Here is a 20916-nt window from a genome sequence, read left to right as displayed (position 1 = left end):
GTCGTCCTCGTCGTCCGCCGCCGCGCTCCCTCCGCAGCGCACGCGGGGCCCGTCGTACCGGGCCCCGAGCCGCACCACGCGCCCGGCGGGCACTACCCGCGCTCGCCGCCCTGCGGGGGAACCGTCACCGTCACCGAAGTCAGCAGCGCCACATACTCGCCGAAGGATTCCGTGAGGCCGGCCAGCAGTTCTCTTCCCTTTTCCGCCGAAGCCAGTGAAGGACGCCCGATGACACCGGAATCGGTATAGGCGGACATGCCGAGGGAGAGCAGATGACGCCGGTCGTCGGCGACGAAATCGGCGGCCTCGTAACCGGGCCGGACGCATTCGGGATGCGTGTGCAGAAGAATGGAGGTCTCGATTTCCCCCGCGTGCATGTCGGTGAGCAGCGACGTGGCCACCCCCGCCCGCTGCCGCGCCGCCTCCCAGTCCTCCGCGGCCGGGAAGAGCGCCATCCGCTCACCGCGGGCGGAGGCCTCCTGAACGACGTTGCCCAGTACGTAGTTTCCGCCGTGTCCGTTGACCAGCACCAGGGCGTCGACGCCCGAGCGGCGCAGCGAGGCCGCGATGTCCTGTACCACCGCGTGAAGGGTCACCGAGGAGATGCTGACCGTCCCCGGCCAGTCCGCGTGCTCGTGCGAGCAGCCGATCGTCACCGGCGGGAGGAGGTGCACCGGGTACGCGTCGGCGATCTCCCGGGCGATGGCGCAGGCGACGAGGGTGTCGGTCGCCAGCGGCAGGTACGGGCCGTGCTGTTCGAAGCTCCCGACGGGCAGCACGGCGACCTGCCGCGCGAGCCCGGCACCCCGCCTGCGCACATCCTCCGTAGTGTCCGCCGGCACCAGTGAAACGTCCATTTCCGCACGGCCTTTCGTCTCCGCTCAGAACCCCGGCTGAGGAACTCGAGAATCATGACAGAAAACATTGGCGTACTCGGCAAGAAGACCCCGCAACGCACCGATGTGGAACGCGTGGTGAATGTGCCGCTGCCCACCGTGTACGGGCAATTCCAGGCGGTCGGCTACTTCGACCACGAGCGCGGTGACGAACAGGTGGCCCTGGTGTACGGCGATCCGGGCACCGACCGCGTCCTCACGCGGCTGCACTCGGAGTGCCTCACCGGAGACGCGTTCGGCTCCCGGCACTGCGAGTGCGGGGACCAACTGGCCTCCGCGCTGCGTGCCGTGGCCGCCGAGGGCAGTGGCGTCGTCGTCTATCTGCGCGGGCACGAGGGACGCGGCATCGGCCTGCTGGCCAAGCTGCGCGCCATGGCATTGCAGGCCGAGGGGCTGGACACGGTCGAGGCCAACCTGGCGCTCGGCCTGCCGGTGGACGCCCGGGACTACGGCGTCGCCGCCCGCATCCTCGACGACCTGGGCGTGCGGTCGGTGCGCCTGATGTCCAACAACCCCCGCAAACGCGAGGCGTTGGTGCGGCACGGCATCCAGGTCGCCGAGCAGGTGCCGCTGCTGATACCGCCGTGCGAGAGCAACATCACCTACCTGCGCACCAAGAGGGAGCGGCTGGACCACCACCTGCCCCACCTGGACGCGGTGGCGCACCTGTCGTCGTGAACTCGGGAACGGCCCGGTTCAGTCCGCCACCGCCTCGTGCACCAGCCGTTTGAGGTCCCGGTACACCGTCGATGCCGACCTGGGCCGGACCTGGGTCATGAACTGCACCGTCAGATCACGGCCCGGGTCGACCCAGAAGGTGGTCGTCGCCACCCCGCTCCAGCCGTACGTGCCGAGCCCGGAGGGCGCCTGCGTGCGGCTCGGGTCGGTCACCACCGAGACCCCCAGGCCGAAGCCGACGCCGTCGTTGCCGGGGTCGTCGTGCGCGGGGTGGCTGCCGTAGGAGCGCAGGTCGGCGCCGTCGGGCAGGTGGTTGCGGGTCATCAGGTCCACCGTCGCCGGGGCGAGCAGCCGGACGCCGTCGAGTTCGCCGCGGCGGCGCAGCAGTTCCGTGAAGCGGTGCACGTCGTGCGCGGAGGCCACCAGCCCGCCGCTGCCCGACAGGAACCGGGGCCGGCCCCGCAGCGGCAGGCCGGGGACCGGCTCGATGCCGCCGCCGTCCGTCTCCCCGTACAGCTCGGCCAGCCGCTCCGCCTGCTCGTCGGTGACCTCGAACCCGGTGTCCGTCATGCCGAGCGGGCCGAGGATCCGCTCGGCGAAGAAGGTGTCCAGCGCCTGCCCGGACACCACCTCGACGAGCCGTCCCAGCACATTGCTGGCCACCGAGTAGTTCCACCGCGTACCCGGCTCGAACTGCAGCGGCAGGCTCGCGTACAGGTCGACCGTCTCGGCCAGGCCCGCGCCGGGCCGCAGGGACGACTCCAGGCCGGCGGCCCGGTACAGCGCGTCGACGGGGTGCACGCGGTAGAAGCCGAACGTCAGCCCGGCGGTGTGGGTCATCAGGTGCCGCACGAGGAGGGGCCCGGCGGCCGGCCGGGTGACGACGTCGTCCGCGTCGCCCTCCACGTACACCCGCGGCTCGGCGAAGGCCGGGAGGTACCGGTCCACCGGGTCGTCCAGCGACAGCCGGCCCTCCTCCACCAGCATCAGTACGGCCACCGAGGTGACCGGCTTGGTCATGGAGTAGATCCGCCACAGCGTGTCGGCCGTGACGGGCAGCCCGGCCGCCACGTCCCGTCGGCCGTGCACGGTCAGGTGGGCGACCCGCCCGCCGCGGGCGAGGGCCACCAGGAAACCGGGCAGCCGCCCCTCGTCGACCAGCCGGGTGAAGTGCCGGTCGAGCCGGTCCAGCGCCCCGGGGTCCAGCCCGGCCGCGCCCGGGTCGGTCTCCCGCCGCAGTGGTCCCATCGCCGTCGCCCTCCTCGCTCGCCGGACGAGGTGGGTGCGGTGTACCCCGCGGACGCGGTCCCAGACGTCAGGACCGGGCGGCGTTGCCGGCGGTACGCGCTTCGATCGCGCGCAGCACGGCCACCATGTCCTCGCCGCCGTGGCCGAGCGACACCGTCTCCTCGAACAGGGCGTGGCAGGCGTCGAGCAGGGGAGAGGCGAGGCCGGTGGCGCGGGCGGCCTCGGCGATCAGGCGGTTGTTCTTCAGGACGTCCAGCGCCGCGGCCTGCACCCCGAAGTCGCGGTCCAGCAGCTTGGGCGCCTTCATCCGGGAGACGGCGCTGGCCATCGGGCCCGCGTCCAGGACGTCGAGGAACAGCCTGCCGTCCAGACCCAGGCGTCCGGCGAAGTGGAAGGCCTCGGTGAGGCCCGTGACCTGCGTGATCAGGAACAGGTTCACCGACAGCTTCATCAGCAGGGCGTTGGGCGCCGGTCCGCAGAGGAACGTCTCGCGGCACAGCGGGGCGAGCAGCGGACGCACCGTCGTCACTGCCTCCTGCTCCCCGGCGAGCATCGCCACCAGTTCCCCGTTCTCCGCCGGGACGCGGGACCCGGACACGGGGGCCTCGACGTAGCGTCCGCCCGCCGCGCGGATGTCGGCCTCCAGGCCCTGCGAGTACGCGGGCGAGGTCGTGCCCATGTGGACGACGAGGCGGCCGGCGACGCGGGAGGAGAACTCCTCGGTGCCGCGGGCCAGGACCTCGTCCATCGCCCGCTCGTCCGCCAGCATGAGGATCACCGTCTCCGCGCGGTCGAAGACCTCGGCGGGGCCGGACGCCACCTCGGCGCCGGCCGCGCGCAGCGGTTCGGCCCGGGCGGCGGTGCGGTTGCCCACCACGAGGGGAGTGCCGGCGCGGGCCAGCCGGAGGGCCATCGGCCGGCCCATGACTCCGAGACCGAGGAAACCGACGCGCATGGTGCACCGTCCGTCGTCCGGGGGTGGTGGCGTCCCGGCGGCTCAGGAGGAGCACCGCACGCCTATGACAGCTGTCATAATAGCCGCGCTTATGACGGCCGTCATAGAGTGGCGGTACCGACGACGCGGTGGGAGGCCGGTGATGGCGGAGTCCGGACGGGGACCGCGGGAACGCATGGTGTTCAGCGCCGCGCAGCTCATCCGGCGCGACGGCGTGGAGGCCACCGGCATGCGGGACGTCGCCGCCCACGCCCGGGCGCCCCGGGGATCGATCCGGCACTACTTCCCGGGCGGCAAGGAGCAGCTCGTCGGGGAGGCCCTGCAGTGGGCGGGCCGGTACGCGGCCGAGCGCGTCGCGCGCTTCCTGGCACAGCTGGAGCGGCCGGCACCGAGCGGGCTGTTCGACGCGATGGTGCGCCAGTGGACCGACGAGTACGAGACGGCCGGCTTCGCCGCCGGCTGCCCGGTGGCGGCCGCGACGGTCGACTGCGCCGAGACCTCCGAGGCCACGCGCCAGGCGGCCGCCGACGCCTTCGCCACCTGGACCCGCCCGGTCGCCGAGGCGCTCACCGGCATGGGCGTGCCCGAGGCGCGGTCCGTACCGCTCGCCACCTTGATGATCAGCGCGCTCGAGGGCGCGATCCTCATCGCCCGCGCCGAACGGGACGTACGGGCCCTGACGGCGGTCTCCCGCGAGCTGGGCCCGCTCCTGGACGCCGCCGCCACCGGCGTCTGAACCGGCGGGCGGCGGCGTGCCGTCAGGCCGTCACCGTCTCCGTCTCCGGCTGTGACGCCCTGCGGCGGGACGGCTCGCCGAGGTCCTCCGTCGGGACACCGTGGGTCTCGCGCGCCGAGAGTGCGGCGATCACCGGCGGGACGCACAGAGCCGCCGTGAACAGGGCCACCGCGAACCAGTCGTCGCCGTCCGGGCCGGCGATCTGCGCGGCGAACGTCACCGCGAACCCGGCCACCGCGAAGCCGATCTGGGTGCCGATCGCCACCCCGGACAGCCGGACCCGGGTGGAGAACATCTCGCCGTAGAAGGCCGGCCACACCCCGTTCGCGGCGCTGTAGACGACACCGAAGGCGACGATGCCCGTCAGGAACGTCAGCGGGTAGGAGCCGGTCGAGATCGCCCACAGGTACAGGACCATCGTGACCGCGCTGCCCACCGCGCCGATCAGGTACACCGGGCGCCGGCCGATGCGGTCGGACAGCATCGCCCACAGCGGGATCGCGGCGAGCGCGGCGACGTTGGCGAGAGCGCCCACCCAGAGCATGGCCGTACGGGACATGCCGACCGCGTCGCTGGTGGCGTACGCGAGCGCCCAGACCGTGAAGATCGTGCTGACCGATGCGATGAGCGCGCCCGCGACCACCCGCAGCACGTCCGCCCAGTGGTCGCGCGCCAGCACGGCCAGCGGCATCTTCGCCACGCCCTCCGTGGCCGCCTGCCGGGCGAAGGCAGGCGTCTCGTCGAGGGTGCGCCGGATGACGTAGCCGACGGCGGCGACCACGACGCTCAGCCAGAACGGCACGCGCCAGCCCCAGGACAGCAGCTGGTCCTCGGGGAGCGCGGCGATGGGCAGGAAGACCAGGGTGGCGAGCAGTTGCCCGCCCTGGGTGCCGCTGAGGGTGAAACTGGTGAAGAAGCCGCGTTTGTGCGCCGGCGCGTGCTCCAGCGTCATGGAGTTGGCGCTGGCCTGCTCGCCCGCCGCGGAGATGCCCTGGAGGACGCGGCACAGCACCAGCAGGACCGGCGCGAGGGTGCCGACCTGGGCACGGGTGGGCAGGCAGCCGATGAGGAACGTGGACACGCCCATGAGGACCAGCGTGAACACCATGATCTTCTTGCGGCCGAGGCGGTCGCCGATGTGGCCGAGGAAGAACGCGCCGACCGGACGGGCGGCGTAGGCGACGCCGAACGTGGCGAGCGACAGCAGCGTCGCGGTGGCCGGGTCGGACTCGTCGAAGAAGACCTCGGGGAAGATCAGCGCCGCCGCGCTGCCGTAGATGAAGAAGTCGTAGTACTCCAGCGCGCTGCCGACCCAGGCGGCCAGCGCCGCCTTCTTCGGCTGGCCGGGCGGGGCGGTGTCGTGGGACGCGGGGGCGGGGACGGACACGGCTGCTCCTTCGGGGGACTCCACCGCAGGCGGAGTGAGCGGAGGGGAGGAATGCCGGACGGCTAATTAACCCACTGGATAGTTAGTCGCGGTTGGCTACGGATGTTGCGCGCAGGTTTCCCGCGTGTCAAGGGGTCACGTCCCCGGCACCGCCGCGGCGGTCAGTCCGCCGCGCGCTCCGCCGTGAGGTAGGCGATCACCATGTCGCCCAGCATGGTGCGGTAGTGCTCACGCCGGTCCGGGTCCACCAGGTCCCGGCCGAACAGGGCGCCGAAGGTGGCCCGGTTGGAGACGCGGAAGAAGCAGAACGCGCTGATCATCGCGTGCAGGTCGACCGCGTCCACGTCCGCCGTGAACAGGCCCGACTCCTGGCCCGCCGCCAGGATCCGGCGGATCACGTCCAGCGCGGGCGAGCCCATCCGGCCCAGCGCCTCGGACGCGGCGATGTGCTCGGCGCCGTGGATGTTCTCGATGCCGACCAGGCGGATGAAATCCGGGTGCTGCTCGTGGTGGTCGAAGGTCACCTCCGCGAGGCGCCGGATCGCGGCCACCGGGTCCAGGTGCTCCACGTCGAGCTCCTGCTCCGCCTCCCGGATCACGCCGTACGCCCGCTCCAGCACGGCCGTGAACAACTGCTCCTTGCCGCCGAAGTAGTAGTAGATCATCCGCTTCGTGGTGCGGGTGCGGGCGGCGATCTCGTCGACGCGGGCCCCGTCGTAGCCGGCCCGGGCGAACTCGTGCGTGGCCACGTCGAGGATCTCGGCCTGGGTACGGGCGGCGTCGCGGATGCGCCCGTTCGGTCGTGCCGGCTCGTCGACGCTGGTCATCGGGTTCCTTCGGCTGGGGCGGGGGCGGTCCGGTGATTGTAGAAGCCCGGTCCGCGCACCGGGCCGGGAGTGGTCAGGTCTTCCCCCGGCCCACACCCGGCTGCTATGACTAACGTACTGGTTCGTACATTAGTGATCCGTGAGGGAGGGCCAGGTGGCCAAGGACTCGTTTCTCGTCGGACTGATCGGTTCGGGGATCGGCCCGTCGCTCAGCCCGGCACTGCACGAGCGGGAGGCCGGCCGGCAGGGTCTGCGCTACCTGTACCGGCTGATCGACATCGACGTGCTCGGCGTCCCGCCCGAGGCGGTGGGCGACCTGCTACGCGCCGCCCGCGACCTGGGCTTCGACGGGCTGAACATCACCCACCCGTGCAAGCAGCTCGTCATCGGGCACCTGGACGCCCTCGCCCCGCAGGCCGAGGCGCTGGGCGCGGTCAACACCGTCGTCTTCGACGAGGACGGCCGGGCGACCGGCCACAACACCGACGTCACCGGGTTCGCCGCCTCCTTCGCCCGCGGGCTGCCCGACGCGCCGCTGGAGCGGGTCGTGCAGCTCGGTGCCGGGGGCGCGGGCGCCGCCGTCGCCCACGCCACGCTGACCCTGGGCGCCGGACAGGTCACCGTCGTCGACGCGCTGCCCGAGCGGGCCGCCGCGCTCGCCGCCTCGCTGAACCGGCACTTCGGGGAGGGCCGCGCCACCGGTGCCGGCCCGGACCGCCTGCCCGGGCTGCTGACCGGGGCCGACGGCATCGTGCACGCCACCCCCACCGGCATGGCCGCCCACCCCGGGCTGCCGCTGCCCGCCGGCCTGCTGCACCCCGGGCTGTGGGTCGCCGAGGTCGTCTACCGGCCCCTGGAGACCGAGCTGCTGCGCACCGCCCGCGCGCTGGGCTGCGCCACGCTCGACGGCGGCGGCATGGCCGTCTTCCAGGCCGTCGACGCGTTCCGGCTGTTCACCGGGCGGGAACCCGACGCCGTGCGGATGCTCGCCGACATCACCGACCTGGCGGGCGCCCTCGGGGCCCCGCGGTAGAGAAGAGGCAGTCACGTGCGGACGTCCATCGCCACCGTCTCCCTCAGCGGTTCCCTCACCGAGAAGCTCACGGCCGCCTCCCGGGCCGGCTTCGACGGCGTGGAGATCTTCGAGAACGACCTGCTGGCCAGCCCCCTGACCCCCGAGGAGGTCCGCGCCCGCTGCGCCGACCTCGGACTCACCGTCGACCTCTACCAGCCGATGCGGGACATCGAGGCGCTGCCCGAGGAGGAGTTCGCCCGGGCGCTGCGCCGCGCCCGGCACAAGTTCGCCCTGATGGGAAGGCTCGGCGCGGACACCGTCCTGGTCTGCTCCAACGTCTCCCCGCACGCCCTGGACGACGACGACCTCGCCGCCGAACAGCTCGGCCGCCTCGCGGACCTGGCCCGTGACCACGGCATCCGCGTCGCCTACGAGGCGCTCGCCTGGGGCCGGCACATCAGCACCTACGACCACGCCTGGCGCGTCGTCGAGACCGCCGGGCACCCCGCGCTCGGCACCTGCCTCGACAGCTTCCACATCCTCTCGCGCGGCAGCGACCCCAAGGGCATCGAGGACATCCCCGGCGAAAAGATCTTCTTCCTCCAGCTCGCCGACGCCCCGCTGCTCGCGATGGACGTCCTCCAGTGGAGCCGGCACTACCGCTGTTTCCCCGGCCAGGGCGGCTTCGACCTCGCCGGGCTGCTCCGGCACGTGCTGCGCACCGGCTACGACGGCCCGCTCTCCCTGGAAGTCTTCAACGACGTCTTCCGGCAGTCCGAGGCCGGGCCCACCGCCGTGGACGGCCGGCGCTCCCTGCTGGCGCTCCAGGAGCAGGCCGGCCTCGCGGCGCAGCCCGCGCCCGTCGTGCCCACCGGTATCGCCTTCGCCGAACTGGTCACACCCGACGCCGCCCCCGTCTCGGCCGTGCTCGACGCGCTGGGCTTCACCCGCACCGGACGCCACCGCGGCAAACCCGTCGACCTGTGGCAGTGGGGCGACGCCCGGGTCCTCGTCAACACCGGACCGGCCGAACGCCGCGACGGCACCCGCCTCGCCGCCGTCGGCCTCGAGTCGCCCGACCCCGCGGGGGCGGCCCGCCGGGCCGAGGCCCTGCTCGCCCCGGTGCTGCCGCGCCGCCGCGCCCCGGGCGACGCCCCGCTGGAGGCGGTCGCCGCACCCGACGGCACGCAGCTGTTCTTCTGCGCCTTTGAACGCCCCGGACCGTCCGACTGGCGGGCGGACTTCGAGGACACGGGGGCCGTCGCCGAGGCGGCGCCGGGCGGGCGCGTCGACCACCTCTCCCTCGCCCAGCCCTGGCACCAGTTCGACGAGGCGGCGCTCTTCCACCGCAGCGTCCTCGGGCTGCGCCCGCAGGAGAGCGTCGACGTCGCCGACCCCTACGGCCTGCTGCGCAGCCGCGCCGTCACCACCGGCGACGGCGCCGTCCGCATCGTGCTGACCGTCGGCGCCGCACCCACCGACGACACCGCGCACGCCCAGCACATCGCCCTGGCCACCGACGACGTGGTCGCCGCCGCCCGTCGCTACCGCGCCGCCGGCGGTGCGCTGCTGCCGATCCCGGCCAACTACTACGACGACCTCGCGGCCCGCTTCGCGTTCGCGGACGGCGAGCTGGAGACGTACCGGGAGCTGGGCATCCTCTACGACCGCGACGACCACGGCACCTTCCGGCACTGCTACACGCACACCGTCGGCCGGGTCTTCTTCGAACTCGTCCAGCGCGACGACGGCTACCGCGGCTACGGCGCGGCGAACGCCCCGGTCCGGCTGGCCGCGCAGCACGCGGTACGGGGATTCACCGGCGGCTGACACGCCGACGCCCCCGCCCGGCCGGAGGGCCGGGCGGGGGCGTACGAGCGGATCACTTCTTCGCCGACTCCACGGCGTGCCCGCCGAACTGGTTGCGCAGCGCGGCGATCATCTTCATCTGCGGCGAGTCGTCCTGCCGGGACGCGAACCGCGCGAACAGGGAGGCGGTGATCGCGGGCAGCGGCACCGCGTTGTCGATGGCCGCCTCGACGGTCCAGCGGCCCTCGCCGGAGTCCTCCGCGTAGCCGCGCAGCTTGTCCAGGTGGTGGTCCTCGTCGAGGGCGTTGACGGCCAGGTCGAGGAGCCAGGAGCGGATGACGGTGCCCTCCTGCCAGGACCGGAAGACCTCGCGGACGTTGTCCACGGAGTCGACCTTCTCCAGCAGCTCCCAGCCCTCGGCGTAGGCCTGCATCATCGCGTACTCGATGCCGTTGTGGACCATCTTGGAGAAGTGCCCGGCGCCGACCTTGCCCGCGTGGACGTAGCCGTACGGGCCCTCCGGCTTGAGCGCGTCGAAGATCGGCTTGAGGTCGTCGACGTGCTCCTTCTCGCCGCCGACCATCAGCGCGTAGCCGTTCTTCAGGCCCCACACGCCGCCCGAGACACCGGCGTCGACGAAGTGGATGCCGCGCTTGCCGAGCTCCTCGGCGTGCTTCTCGTCGTCCGTCCAGCGGGAGTTGCCGCCGTCGATGACGGTGTCACCGGGCTTGAGCAGTGTCGCCAGCTGGTCGATGACGTGCTGTGTGGCGGCCCCGGCCGGGACCATCACCCAGACCGCGCGCGGCCGCTCCAGCTGCTCGACGAGCTCGACCAGGCTGGCGACGTCGGCCTTCTCCGGATTGGTGTCGTATCCGACGACGGTGTGACCGGCGTTGCGCAGGCGCTCGCGCATGTTGCCGCCCATCTTGCCGAGACCAACGAGACCGATCTGCATGTCAGTGCACTTCCTTCAGTTCACGGTAGGCGGCCACCAGCGCGGCCGTGGACGGGTCGAGACCGGGCACGTCCGCGCCTTCGGTCAGGGCGGGTTCGACGCGCTTGGCGAGGACCTTGCCGAGCTCGACGCCCCACTGGTCGAAGGAGTCGATGTTCCACACCGCGCCCTGCACGAACACCTTGTGCTCGTACAGCGCGATCAGCTGACCGAGGACGGACGGGGTCAGCTCGCCGGCCAGGACGGTCGTGGTGGGGTGGTTGCCGTGGAAGGTGCGGTGCGGTACCTGCTCCTCGGGCACGCCCTCCGCCCGCACCTCGTCGGCGGTCTTGCCGAAGGCGAGCGCCTGGGTCTGGGCGAAGAAGTTGGCCATCAGCAGGTCGTGCTGGGCCTTCAGCTCGTCGCTCAGCTCCGCCACCGGCCGGGCGAAGCCGATGAAGTCCGCCGGGATCAGCTTGGTGCCCTGGTGGATCAGCTGGTAGTAGGCGTGCTGTCCGTTGGTGCCGGGCGTGCCCCACACCACCGGCCCGGTCTGCCAGTCCACCGGGCGGCCCTCGCGGTCCGTCGACTTGCCGTTGGACTCCATGTCGAGCTGCTGGAGGTAGGCGGTGAACTTCGACAGGTAGTGGCTGTACGGCAGGACCGCGTGCGACTGGGCGTCGAAGAAGTTGCCGTACCAGATGCCCAGCAGGCCGAGGATCAGCGGGGCGTTGTCCTCCGCCTCGGCGTTGCGGAAGTGCTCGTCGACGATGCGGAACCCGTCGAGCATCTCCCGGAAGCGGTCCGGGCCGATGGCGATCATCAGGGACAGACCGATCGCCGAGTCGTACGAGTAGCGTCCGCCGACCCAGTCCCAGAACTCGAACATGTTGGCCGTGTCGATGCCGAAGCCGGCGACCTTCTCGGCGTTGGTCGACAGGGCGACGAAGTGCTTCGCGACCGCCTTCTCCTCGCCCCCGAGCCCGGCCAGCAGCCAGGAACGGGCCGAGGTGGCGTTCGTGATGGTCTCGATCGTGGTGAACGTCTTGGACGCCACGATGAAGAGGGTCTCTGCCGGGTCCAGGTCCCGGACCGCCTCGTGCAGGTCGGCGCCGTCCACGTTGGACACGAACCGGAAGGTCAGCGAACGGTCGGTGAAGGCCCGCAGCGCCTCGTAGGCCATCGCGGGACCGAGGTCGGAGCCGCCGATGCCGATGTTGACGACGTTGCGGATGCGCTTGCCGGTGTGACCGGTCCACTCGCCGGAACGGACCCGGTCCGCGAAGTCGGCCATCTTGTCCAGGACGGCGTGGACCTTGGGGACGACGTTCTCGCCGTCGACCTCGATCACCGCGTCCCGCGGGGCGCGCAGCGCGGTGTGCAGCACGGCGCGGTCCTCGGTGATGTTGATCCGCTCGCCGCGGAACATGGCGTCGCGCAGCCCGAACACGTCGGTGGCGGCGGCCAGTTCCCGCAAGCGGGACAGCGTCTCGTCGGTGACCAGGTTCTTGGAGTAGTCGATGCGCAGGTCGCCGACGCGCACGACGTACCGCTCGGCCCGGCCCGGGTCCCGGTCGAACAGCTCGCGCAGGTCGGGACGCGCGAGGGCGTCCGCACGGTGGTCCTTCAGCGCCGTCCACTCGGGCCGGGCGGTGAGCTTGGGGGTGTCAGACATGGACGGGCGTCTCCTTGTCGGCCTCGCCGCGCAGGGCGATGGCGTACATCTCGTCCGCGTCGAGGCGCCTGAGCTCCTCGGCGATGAGTTCGGAGGTGGGGCGGACCTTCAGCGCGAGCGAACGCGGGGGCTGGTCCGGCAGGGTGAGTGTGGCGAGCGGGCCCTCGGGCCGGTCGATGACGATCTCGCCGTTCGCGGTGCCCAGGCGGACGGCCGTGACGACCGGGCCGTCGGTGACCACCCGGTCGACCCGCACGTTCAGCCGGGCCTCCAGCCAGCGGGCCAGCAGCTCGGCGGCCGGGTTGTCCGCCTCGGCCTCCACGGTCGCCGAGGTCACCGGCACCCGGGCCTGGTCCAGCGCCGCGGCCAGCATGGAGCGCCACAGCGTCAGCCGGGTCCAGGCGAGGTCGGTGTCGCCGGGCGCGTAGGAGCGGACCCGCTTCTCCAGGACCTCCATCGGCCGCTCGACCGCGTACAGGTCGGTGATCCGGCGCTGGGCCAGCGCGCCCAGCGGGTCCTTCGCCGGGTTGTCGGGCGCCTCCACCGGCCACCACACGACGACCGGGGCGTCGGGCAGCAGCAGCGGCAGCACGACCGAGTCGGCGTGCTCGGACACCTCGCCGTACATGCGCAGCACGACCGTCTCGCCGGTGCCGGCCTCCGAGCCCACGCGGACCTCGGCGTCGAGGTGCGAGCGGGTGCGGTCGCGCAGGTTGCGGGCATGCCGCTTGATGACGACCAGGGTGCGCGAGGGGTGCTCGTGCGAGGCCTCCTCGGCGGCCTTGATCGAGTCGTAGGCGTTCTCCTCGTCCGTGACGATCACCATCGTCAGGACCATGCCCACGGCCGGGGTGCCGATGGCGCGGCGGCCCTGCACCAGCGCCTTGTTGACCTTGCTTGCCGTGGTGTCGGTCAGGTCGATCCTCATGGCCTGCGCCAGCTCCGTCCGTCTCGTGCGAGCATCTCGTCGGCTTCCTGGGGTCCCCAGCTGCCCGAGGCGTACTGTGCGGGCCTGCCGTGCGTGGCCCAGTACTCCTCGATCGGATCGAGGATCCGCCAGGACTCTTCCACTTCCTGGTGACGGGGGAACAGGTTGGCGTCGCCCAGAAGGACGTCCAGGATCAGCCGTTCGTACGCCTCCGGGCTCGACTCCGTGAAGGACTCGCCGTACGCGAAGTCCATGGACACGTCCCGGATCTCCATCGACGTGCCCGGCACCTTCGAGCCGAACCGCACCGTCATGCCCTCGTCGGGCTGGACGCGGATGACGATCGCGTTCTCGCCCAGCTCCTCCGTCGCGGTGGAGTCGAAGGGGGAGTGCGGCGCCCGCTGGAAGACCACCGCGATCTCCGTGACCCGGCGGCCCAGGCGCTTGCCGGTGCGCAGGTAGAACGGGACGCCCGCCCAGCGGCGGTTGTCGATCGCCAGCTTGACCGCGGCGTAGGTGTCGGTGGTGGAGGCCGGGTCGATGCCCTCCTCCTCCAGGTAACCGGGGACCTGCGCGCCGCCCTGCCAGCCGGCCGCGTACTGCCCGCGCACGGTGTGCTCGCCGAGGTCGTCCGGCAGCCGTACCGCCTTCAGCACCTTCAGCTTCTCGGTGAGCAGCGACGCCGCGTCGAAGGAGGCGGGCTCCTCCATCGCGGTGAGCGCGAGCAGCTGGAGCAGGTGGTTCTGGATGACGTCGCGGGCGGCGCCGATGCCGTCGTAGTAGCCGGCCCGGCCGCCGATGCCGATGTCCTCGGCCATGGTGATCTGCACGTGGTCCACGTAGGACCGGTTCCAGATCGGCTCGTACATCTGGTTGGCGAAGCGCAGCGCCAGGATGTTCTGGACGGTCTCCTTGCCCAGGTAGTGGTCGATGCGGAAGACCTGCTCCGGATCGAAGACGTCGTGCACGAGCGCGTTCAGGTCGCAGGCGCTGTCCAGGTCGTGGCCGAACGGCTTCTCGATGACCGCGCGGCGCCAGGAGCCCTCCGGGGCGTCGGCCAGCCCGTGCTTCTTGAGCTGCTGGACGACCTTGGGGAAGAACTTCGGCGGCACGGAGAGGTAGAAGGCGTAGTTGCCGCTGGTGCCGCGGGAGGCGTCCAGTTCCTCGACGGCCTTGCGCAGCTGTTCGAACGCGTCGTCGTCGTCGAAGTCGCCGGGGATGAAGCGCATGCCCTCGGCGAGCTGCTGCCAGACCTCCTCGCGGAACGGCGTGCGCGCGTGCTCCTTGACGGCGTCGTGCACGACCTCGGCGAAGTCCTGGTCCTCCCAGTCCCGGCGGGCGAACCCGACCAGGGAGAAGCCCGGCGGCAGCAGACCCCGGTTGGCGAGGTCGTACACGGCCGGCATCAGCTTCTTGCGGGACAGGTCGCCCGTGACGCCGAAGATGACCAGGCCGGAAGGGCCCGCGATGCGCGGGAGGCGGCGGTCCTGCGGATCGCGCAGGGGATTGCTCCAGTCGAGCGGTGCCACGGGCTCGACGGTGCCTTCGCCCGTCCCTGCGCTCTGCGCCTTCTCGGCGCTGCCGGCCGCCTTCGACTTCCTGGCGGACCGTGCGGACCTGCTCGCCCGGGCGGCCTCGGGGGCCCCGGCGGCCGGAGACGCGTCGGTCTCCTCGGCCGTCAGCGGTCCGGCGGCCTCCTGGGACGCCGTCGCCTCCTTGGCTTCCTTCGTCGCCTTGGTCTCGTGGACCGTCGTAGCGGGAAGCTCCTCGCTCATTCCCCGTCAACTCCCTTGCTGTTCAGGGACTTCGTCACGGCGTCGAGCAGGTCCTGCCAGGCCGCCTCGAACTTGGCGACGCCCTCCTGCTCCAGCTGCTCCACCACCTCGTCGTACGAGATGCCGAGCCGCTCCACGGCCGCGAGGTCGGCCCGGGCCTGGGCGTAACCACCGGTGACCGTGTCGCCCCGGACGTCACCGTGATCGGCGGCGGCGTCCAGGGTGGCCTCCGGCATCGTGTTCACGGTGCCGGGAGCGACCAGCTCCTCCACGTACAGGGTGTCCCGATATGCGGGGTCCTTCACCCCGGTGGAGGCCCACAGGGGGCGCTGGGCGTTGGCCCGGGCGCCGGCGAGGGCGGTGAACCGGTCGCCCGGCTGTGTCGAATCGTCGGCAGAGCCGAACACGTTCTCGTACGCCTCGTAGGCCAGTCGCGCGTTGGCCAGCGCCGACCTGCCCTTCAGGGCGAGGGCCTCGTCGGTGCCCAGCAGCGTCAGCCGCTTGTCGATCTCGCTGTCGACGCGGGAGACGAAGAAGGAGGCCACGGAGTGGATGCCCGACAGGTCGATGCCGGCCGCCCGCGCCTTCTCCAGACCGGCGAGGTAGGCGTCCATGACCTCGCGGTAGCGCTCCAGCGAGAAGATCAGCGTGACGTTGACGCTGATGCCCGCGCCGATGACCTCGGTGATCGCCGGGAGGCCGGCCTTCGTCGCCGGGATCTTGATCATCACGTTGGGGCGGTCGACCAGCCAGGCCAGCTGCCGTGCCTCGGCGATCGTGGCCGTCGTGTCGTGGGCCAGGCGCGGGTCGACCTCGATGGAGACCCGGCCGTCCCGGCCGCCGGTGGCGTCGTACACCGGGCGCAGCACGTCGGCGGCGGCGCGGACGTCGGCCGTGGTCATCATGCGGACCGCCTCGTCGACGGCGACGCCCCGGGTGGCCAGGTCGGCGAGCTGCTCCTCGTAACCCTCGCCGGAGCCGATGGCGGCCTGGAAGATCGACGGGTTGGTGGTGACGCCGACGACGTTCTTCGTGGCGATCAGCTCGGCGAGGTTGCCGGACTCGATCCGCCGCCGCGACAGGTCGTCCAGCCAGATGGAGACGCCCGCCTCGGACAGGCGTCGCAGTGCTCCCGCGGTGGCGGTTGCTTCGGTCACAGTGATCATCTTCTCTTTCTGCGGTTCTTTCGGCGTGCGGACCCGGTCGGCTCAGCCGCGGACGGCGGCGAGGGACTCCCGGGCGGCGGCGGTGACGTGCTCGGCGGTGAAGCCGTACTCGGCGAACAGGGTCTTGGCGTCGGCGGAGGCGCCGAAGTGCTCCAGGGAGACGATCCGGCCCGCGTCGCCGACGAAGCGGTACCAGGTCAGGCCGATCCCGGCCTCGACGGCCACCCGGGCCTTCACGGACGGCGGCAGCACGCTGTCGCGGTACTCGCGCGGCTGCTCCTCGAACCACTCGACGGACGGCATCGACACCACCCGGGTGGGGGTGCCCTCCGCTTCCAGCGCCTCCCGCGCGGCCACCGCGAGCTGCACCTCGGAGCCGGTGGCGATCAGGACGACGTCCGGAGAGCCGGTGGAGGCCTCCTTCAGGACGTAGCCGCCGCGCGCGGCGTCCGGGTTCGGCTCGTACGTCGGCACGCCCTGGCGGGTCAGTGCGAGGCCGTGCGGGGCCGGGGCGGTGGAGTGCCGCTTGAGGATCTCGGCCCAGGCGATCGCGGTCTCGTTGGCGTCGGCCGGGCGGACGACGTTGAGGCCGGGGATGGCGCGCAGCGCGGCCAGGTGCTCGACGGGCTGGTGGGTGGGGCCGTCCTCGCCCAGGCCGATGGAGTCGTGCGTCCACACGTACGTCACCGGGAGCTGCATCAGGGCGGACATCCGCACCGCGTTGCGCATGTAGTCGGAGAACACCAGGAAGGTGCCGCCGTAGACGCGGGTGTTGCCGTGCAGGGCGATGCCGTTCATCTCCGCGGCCATCGAGAACTCGCGGATGCCGAAGTGCACGGTGCGCCCGTACGGGTCGGCCTCCGGCAGCGGGTTGCCCTCGGGGAGGAAGGAGCTGGTCTTGTCGATGGTCGTGTTGTTCGAGCCGGCCAGGTCGGCGGAGCCGCCCCACAACTCGGGCAGGACCGGGCCGAGGGCCTGGAGGACCTTGCCGGACGCGGCGCGGGTGGCGACCGCCCTGCCGGGCTCGAACACCGGCAGCGCGTCCTGCCAGCCCTCGGGCAGGCGGCCCGCGAGGACCCGGTCGAACAGCTGCGCGCGGTCCGGCTGGGCGCCGCGCCACTTGTCGAGCCGCTTGTCCCAGGCGGCGTGCGCCTCGGCGCCCCGGTCCAGGGCCGCGCGGGTGTGGGCGAGCACGTCGTCGGCGACCTCGAAGGACCGCTCCGGGTCGAAGCCGAGGACGCGCTTGGTGGCCGCGACCTCGTCCTCGCCGAGGGCGGAGCCGTGGGACGCCTCGGTGTTCTGGGCGTTCGGCGCGGGCCAGGCGATGATCGTGCGCATGGCGATGATGGAGGGGCGCCCGGTCTCGGCCTTCGCCGCCGTCAGGGCCGCGTGCAGGGCGTGCACGTCGACGTCGCCGTTCTCGGCGGGCTCGATGCGCTGCACGTGCCAGCCGTAGGCCTCGTACCGCTTCAGCACGTCCTCGGAGAACGCGGTCGCGGTGTCGCCCTCGATGGAGATGTGGTTGTCGTCGTACAGGAAGACCAGGTTGCCGAGCCTCTGGTGACCGGCGAGGGACGACGCCTCGGCGGAGACGCCCTCCTGGAGGTCGCCGTCGGAGACGATCGCCCAGATCGTGTGGTCGAAGGGGGACTCGCCCGCGGGGGCCTCGGGGTCGAACAGGCCGCGCTCGTAGCGGGCGGCCATCGCCATGCCCACCGCGTTCGCGACGCCCTGGCCGAGCGGGCCGGTCGTGGTCTCCACGCCCGCGGTGTGCCCGTACTCCGGGTGGCCGGGCGTCTTCGAGCCGTGGGTGCGGAACGCCTTGAGGTCGTCCAGCTCCAGCTCGTACCCGGCGAGGTAGAGCTGCGTGTAGAGGGTCAGCGAGGTGTGCCCGGGGGACAGGACGAAGCGGTCACGGCCGGTCCATTCCGGGTCCGCGGGATCGTGCCGCATCACCTTCTGAAAGATCGTGTACGCCGCCGGGGCGAGGGCCATCGCCGTGCCCGGGTGGCCGTTCCCCACCTTCTGCACCGCATCGGCCGCCAGAACACGGGCGGTGTCGACGGCACGCCGGTCGAGTTCGGTCCATTCGAAGCTGTCCGTTGTCTGCGTGCTCATCTTCAAGAAATCCTCGATCGGAGCGGAGTATCTGGTCTGACGCGTTCAAACTTAAAAGTCTGACTTTTGAGAGTGAAGGTCGTGGTGTGCCAGCCTGTGGTGAAACTGGGACACGCCCCGGCGTCACGGCGTACGGGCGGCACGGCGCGAGAAGGACATGGCGGACGAACACACCCAATACGGCGACGGCGATGGCGGCGACGGGATCAGAACCTTCCCCTTCCCGGTCGATCTCAGCCTCCTCGGCGTCGGCATGCAGGTCGGCCCCATGGGCGCCGGCCGCACCTGGCATGCGCATGCCCCGCTGCACCGCGTGCACCGCATCGACTTCCACGTCGTCATGCTCTTCACCGGCGGACCGGTCCGTCACATGATCGACTTCGCCGAGTACGAGGCGACGGCCGGCGAGCTGCTGTGGATCCGGCCCGGCCAGGTCCACCGCTTCTCGCCCGACAGCGAGTACCGCGGAACGGTGCTGACCATGCAGCCCGGCTTCCTGCCCCGCGCCACCGTGGAGGCCACCGGCCTCTACCGCTACGACCTGCCGCCCCTGCTCCGCCCCGACGAGGCCCGGCTCGTCGCGCTGACCGCCTCGCTCGACCAGCTGCGACGCGAGTACGAGGACGCCACGACCCTCCCGCTGAGCCTGCACACCGCGGTGCTGCGCCACACGCTGACCGCGTTCCTGCTGCGCCTGGCCCATCTCGCGGCCAGCTCGGCACAGCAGGAGCGGCAGGGCACGGGGCAGGCGGAAGCGCCGGGGGACACCACCTTCACGCTCTTCCGGAACGCGGTCGAACGGGACTTCGCCACCAATCACAGCGTCAGCGCCTACGCCGACGCGCTCGGTTACTCCCGCCGCACCCTCGTCCGCGCGGTGCGCGCCGCGACCGGCGAGACGCCGAAGGGCTTCATCGACAAGCGGGTGGTGCTGGAGGCCAAGCGGCTCCTCGCCCACACCGACATGCCGATCGGCCGGGTCGGGGCGGCGGTCGGTTTCCCGGACGCGGCGAACTTCTCCAAGTTCTTCCAGCAGCACACGGACATGACCCCGGCCGCGTTCCGGGCGGAGCTGCGCTGAGACCCCGCACGACGGAGGGCTCCACGCGCGCGTGGAGCCCTCCGCCCTCCTGTGGGGGCCGTGCGGGTCAGTGTCCGAAGCCGAACCAGTTCACGTTGACGAAGTCGGCCGGCTGGCCGCTGGTGAAGGTCAGATACACGTCATGGGTGCCGGTGACGGCGCCGATGTTCGCCGGGACGGTCCGCCACGACTGCCAGCCGCCGGTGTTGCCCACCGCGAAGCTGCCGACCGGCGCGCTGCCGCGGCTGTCCAGGCGCACCTCCACCAGGCCGCTGACGCCGGACGCCGCGCCGCTCGCGACCCGGGCGGTGAACTGCGTCGCGGCGTTCGAACCGAAGTTCACACCCTTGTACTGGGCCCAGTCGCCGTTCGCGAGCGCGCCGAGGTTCTGTCCGCCGCCCGAGTCGGAGGTGCCCTCCGTCATCGTGCCGGACTGGGCGTCGTAGGACTCGGCCTGGATGGTGCCGTACGCGTCCCGGCTGCCGGCCGGGGGAGGCGTGGTGCCGCCCCCACCGGACGACAGCACCTGGACGTAGTCCACGAGCATCGGGTGACCGGGCTGCGTGCCGCCGTCGGGGCCGCCGCCGAAGGCGTTCGGGAAGCCGCCGCCCATGGCCACGTTGAGGATGACGTAGTAGCCGTGGTTCGTGGCGTTGGCCCAGGTCGTCGCGTCGACCTGGTTCTGGCGCACCGTGTGGTAGGTGGTCCCGTCGACGGAGAACCGGATCTCCTCCACACTGGCCGAACGGTCCCACTCCACCCGGTACGTGTGGAACCCGGCCTGGCACGTGGTCCCGGGGCACGGCGTGTTGCCGCCGATACCGCTGGTCTCGTTGCACGGGCCGCCGGGAGAGGTGCCGCAGTGCAGCGTGGCCCACACGGTGTTGAGGCCCTGGGTGTTCTCCATGATGTCGATCTCGCCGACGCCGGGCCAGTTCCAGTAGTTGCCGCGGTAGGGGCCGCCGAGCATCCAGAACGCCGGCCAGTAGCCCTTGGCCGCGGCTCCCGTGACGTTCGGGACCTGGATGCGGGCCTCCACGCGCAGTTTGCCGCCGGCCGGGGGCTGGAAGTCGGTGCGCCGCGTCTCGATGCGGCCCGAGGTCCAGTTGCCGGCGCCGTCGCGCCGCGGGGTGATGCGCAGGTTGCCGTTGCCGTCCAGGGAGACGTTGTCCGTGCCGGCCGTCATCGTCTCGATCTCGCCGGTGCCCCAGTTGGCGGGGCCGCCGGGGTACGAGGTCCCGGTCGCGTACTGCCAGTTCGAGGTGTTCACGCCGGAGCCGGCGGCGCCGTCGAAGTCGTCGGCGAAGACCTGCGTCCAGCCGGACGGGGGCGGGGGAGCGGAGGCGTTCGCGGACGGGCCGGTGACGGCCGTGGCGGCCGCCGCCAGGCCGAGCGTGCCGACGACGGCCACCAGGGCCCGGCGCAGCGGTCTCGGCCGTCGGGGCGGGTTGCCGGAGGTCTCTCTCATGTGGGGGTCGCCTCTCGGGTGGGGGAGGGGGAAGCGCGGACGGTCCGAGTGCGCTCCGATCGAGCGGTGAGAGCGCTCTCAGGGTGCGGCCAATGTGCTCCCGGCCGTGGCCGTCGTCAAGAGGTGAAACCGAGAAAGTCCTTTGTGACCAAGGGAGTTCAGTACCTGAAGGGGGCCAGCGGCCGTGAATCGGGTTCCCGCGGGTGCCCGCCCGCGGCCC

At 72.0% G+C, this 20916-nt stretch carries 17 protein-coding genes; 5 read left to right on the top strand and 12 right to left on the bottom strand.

Going from position 1 to position 20916, the window contains the following annotated elements:
* Nucleotides 1–92 precede the first annotated feature (92 nt).
* The gene (locus tag IEZ05_RS21005; protein WP_189231719.1) at nt 93–857 is read right to left on the bottom strand and encodes a creatininase family protein; all 765 of its coding nucleotides are present in this window, start codon (nt 855–857) and stop codon (nt 93–95) included.
* A gap of 54 nt (nt 858–911) precedes the next feature.
* Here IEZ05_RS21005 and ribA point away from each other — a divergent pair, with 54 nt between their 5' ends.
* Nucleotides 912–1574, top strand: coding sequence for a GTP cyclohydrolase II (gene ribA / locus IEZ05_RS21000; RefSeq protein WP_189231718.1), 663 nt, complete (start codon nt 912–914; stop codon nt 1572–1574).
* A gap of 18 nt (nt 1575–1592) precedes the next feature.
* On the opposite strand, the gene IEZ05_RS20995 is transcribed toward ribA, so the two are convergent.
* On the bottom strand, nt 1593–2822 hold the full coding sequence (locus IEZ05_RS20995; RefSeq protein ID WP_189231717.1) for a serine hydrolase domain-containing protein: 1230 nt from the start codon (nt 2820–2822) through the stop codon (nt 1593–1595).
* Between the two features lie 67 nt (nt 2823–2889).
* Nucleotides 2890–3777, bottom strand: a complete 888-nt coding sequence (locus tag IEZ05_RS20990) for an NAD(P)-dependent oxidoreductase (protein ID WP_189231716.1) — start codon at nt 3775–3777, stop codon at nt 2890–2892.
* Between the two features lie 142 nt (nt 3778–3919).
* On the opposite strand from IEZ05_RS20990, the gene IEZ05_RS20985 reads away from it, so the two are divergent.
* Nucleotides 3920–4513, top strand: a complete 594-nt coding sequence (locus tag IEZ05_RS20985; protein ID WP_189231715.1) for a TetR/AcrR family transcriptional regulator — start codon at nt 3920–3922, stop codon at nt 4511–4513.
* A gap of 22 nt (nt 4514–4535) precedes the next feature.
* Here IEZ05_RS20985 and IEZ05_RS20980 read toward each other — a convergent pair whose 3' ends face one another.
* Together IEZ05_RS20980 and IEZ05_RS20975 are read right to left on the bottom strand one after the other, a co-directional pair.
* The gene (locus IEZ05_RS20980; protein ID WP_189231714.1) at nt 4536–5900 is read right to left on the bottom strand and encodes an MFS transporter; all 1365 of its coding nucleotides are present in this window, start codon (nt 5898–5900) and stop codon (nt 4536–4538) included.
* A 161-nt stretch (nt 5901–6061) separates the two neighbouring features.
* Nucleotides 6062–6727: a TetR/AcrR family transcriptional regulator gene (locus IEZ05_RS20975; protein WP_189231713.1), complete on the bottom strand. Its 666-nt coding sequence runs from the start codon at nt 6725–6727 to the stop codon at nt 6062–6064.
* Nucleotides 6728–6881: 154 nt separating this feature from the next.
* Here IEZ05_RS20975 and IEZ05_RS20970 point away from each other — a divergent pair, with 154 nt between their 5' ends.
* Both IEZ05_RS20970 and IEZ05_RS20965 read left to right on the top strand, forming a co-directional pair.
* The gene (locus IEZ05_RS20970) at nt 6882–7760 is read left to right on the top strand and encodes a shikimate dehydrogenase (protein WP_189231753.1); all 879 of its coding nucleotides are present in this window, start codon (nt 6882–6884) and stop codon (nt 7758–7760) included.
* 15 nt (nt 7761–7775) lie between these two features.
* Entirely contained in the window at nt 7776–9572 is a 1797-nt protein-coding gene (locus IEZ05_RS20965; RefSeq protein WP_189231712.1) for a bifunctional sugar phosphate isomerase/epimerase/4-hydroxyphenylpyruvate dioxygenase family protein, read from the top strand.
* Between the two features lie 52 nt (nt 9573–9624).
* Here IEZ05_RS20965 and gnd read toward each other — a convergent pair whose 3' ends face one another.
* From gnd to tkt, 6 genes are read right to left on the bottom strand one after another with little or no spacing between them, the layout of a single operon-like run.
* Nucleotides 9625–10506, bottom strand: coding sequence for a phosphogluconate dehydrogenase (NAD(+)-dependent, decarboxylating) (gnd, locus tag IEZ05_RS20960; protein ID WP_189231711.1), 882 nt, complete (start codon nt 10504–10506; stop codon nt 9625–9627).
* Between the two features lies 1 nt (nt 10507).
* On the bottom strand, nt 10508–12160 hold the full coding sequence (pgi, locus tag IEZ05_RS20955; protein ID WP_189231710.1) for a glucose-6-phosphate isomerase: 1653 nt from the start codon (nt 12158–12160) through the stop codon (nt 10508–10510).
* Nucleotides 12153–13088: a glucose-6-phosphate dehydrogenase assembly protein OpcA gene (gene opcA, locus IEZ05_RS20950; protein ID WP_189231709.1), complete on the bottom strand. Its 936-nt coding sequence runs from the start codon at nt 13086–13088 to the stop codon at nt 12153–12155. The genes pgi and opcA overlap by 8 nt, the downstream gene beginning before the upstream one ends.
* Nucleotides 13085–14863, bottom strand: coding sequence for a glucose-6-phosphate dehydrogenase (gene zwf / locus IEZ05_RS20945; protein WP_189231708.1), 1779 nt, complete (start codon nt 14861–14863; stop codon nt 13085–13087). Before zwf ends, opcA begins: the two co-directional genes overlap by 4 nt.
* Nucleotides 14860–16029 (bottom strand): transaldolase, encoded by a 1170-nt coding sequence (gene tal, locus IEZ05_RS20940; RefSeq protein WP_189231707.1) that lies wholly within the window; start codon nt 16027–16029, stop codon nt 14860–14862. The genes zwf and tal overlap by 4 nt, the downstream gene beginning before the upstream one ends.
* 42 nt (nt 16030–16071) lie before the next feature.
* On the bottom strand, nt 16072–18147 hold the full coding sequence (gene tkt, locus IEZ05_RS20935; RefSeq protein WP_189231706.1) for a transketolase: 2076 nt from the start codon (nt 18145–18147) through the stop codon (nt 16072–16074).
* Between the two features lie 157 nt (nt 18148–18304).
* Between tkt and IEZ05_RS20930 the strand changes: the two genes are divergently transcribed.
* The gene (locus IEZ05_RS20930; protein ID WP_189231705.1) at nt 18305–19228 is read left to right on the top strand and encodes a helix-turn-helix transcriptional regulator; all 924 of its coding nucleotides are present in this window, start codon (nt 18305–18307) and stop codon (nt 19226–19228) included.
* Between the two features lie 67 nt (nt 19229–19295).
* Here IEZ05_RS20930 and IEZ05_RS20925 read toward each other — a convergent pair whose 3' ends face one another.
* Nucleotides 19296–20696, bottom strand: coding sequence for a glycoside hydrolase family 16 protein (locus tag IEZ05_RS20925; protein WP_189231704.1), 1401 nt, complete (start codon nt 20694–20696; stop codon nt 19296–19298).
* Between the last annotated feature and the right edge of the window lie 220 nt (nt 20697–20916).

The organism is Streptomyces flaveolus, assembly GCF_014648815.1.
Lineage (GTDB): Bacteria > Actinomycetota > Actinomycetes > Streptomycetales > Streptomycetaceae > Streptomyces > Streptomyces flaveolus.
Note: the sequence above shows the minus strand (reverse complement) of the source record. Positions and strands in the feature narration are given on the sequence as shown.

Coding starts and splice junctions, on each gene's coding strand:
- IEZ05_RS21005 (WP_189231719.1), bottom strand. CDS start 857: ATGGACGTTTCACTGGTGCCGGCGGACACTACGGAGGATGTGCGCAGG.
- ribA (WP_189231718.1), top strand. CDS start 912: ATGACAGAAAACATTGGCGTACTCGGCAAGAAGACCCCGCAACGCACC.
- IEZ05_RS20995 (WP_189231717.1), bottom strand. CDS start 2,822: ATGGGACCACTGCGGCGGGAGACCGACCCGGGCGCGGCCGGGCTGGAC.
- IEZ05_RS20990 (WP_189231716.1), bottom strand. CDS start 3,777: ATGCGCGTCGGTTTCCTCGGTCTCGGAGTCATGGGCCGGCCGATGGCC.
- IEZ05_RS20985 (WP_189231715.1), top strand. CDS start 3,920: ATGGCGGAGTCCGGACGGGGACCGCGGGAACGCATGGTGTTCAGCGCC.
- IEZ05_RS20975 (WP_189231713.1), bottom strand. CDS start 6,727: ATGACCAGCGTCGACGAGCCGGCACGACCGAACGGGCGCATCCGCGAC.
- gnd (WP_189231711.1), bottom strand. CDS start 10,506: ATGCAGATCGGTCTCGTTGGTCTCGGCAAGATGGGCGGCAACATGCGC.
- pgi (WP_189231710.1), bottom strand. CDS start 12,160: ATGTCTGACACCCCCAAGCTCACCGCCCGGCCCGAGTGGACGGCGCTG.
- opcA (WP_189231709.1), bottom strand. CDS start 13,088: ATGAGGATCGACCTGACCGACACCACGGCAAGCAAGGTCAACAAGGCG.
- zwf (WP_189231708.1), bottom strand. CDS start 14,863: ATGAGCGAGGAGCTTCCCGCTACGACGGTCCACGAGACCAAGGCGACG.
- tal (WP_189231707.1), bottom strand. CDS start 16,029: ATGATCACTGTGACCGAAGCAACCGCCACCGCGGGAGCACTGCGACGC.
- tkt (WP_189231706.1), bottom strand. CDS start 18,147: ATGAGCACGCAGACAACGGACAGCTTCGAATGGACCGAACTCGACCGG.
- IEZ05_RS20930 (WP_189231705.1), top strand. CDS start 18,305: ATGGCGGACGAACACACCCAATACGGCGACGGCGATGGCGGCGACGGG.
- IEZ05_RS20925 (WP_189231704.1), bottom strand. CDS start 20,696: ATGAGAGAGACCTCCGGCAACCCGCCCCGACGGCCGAGACCGCTGCGC.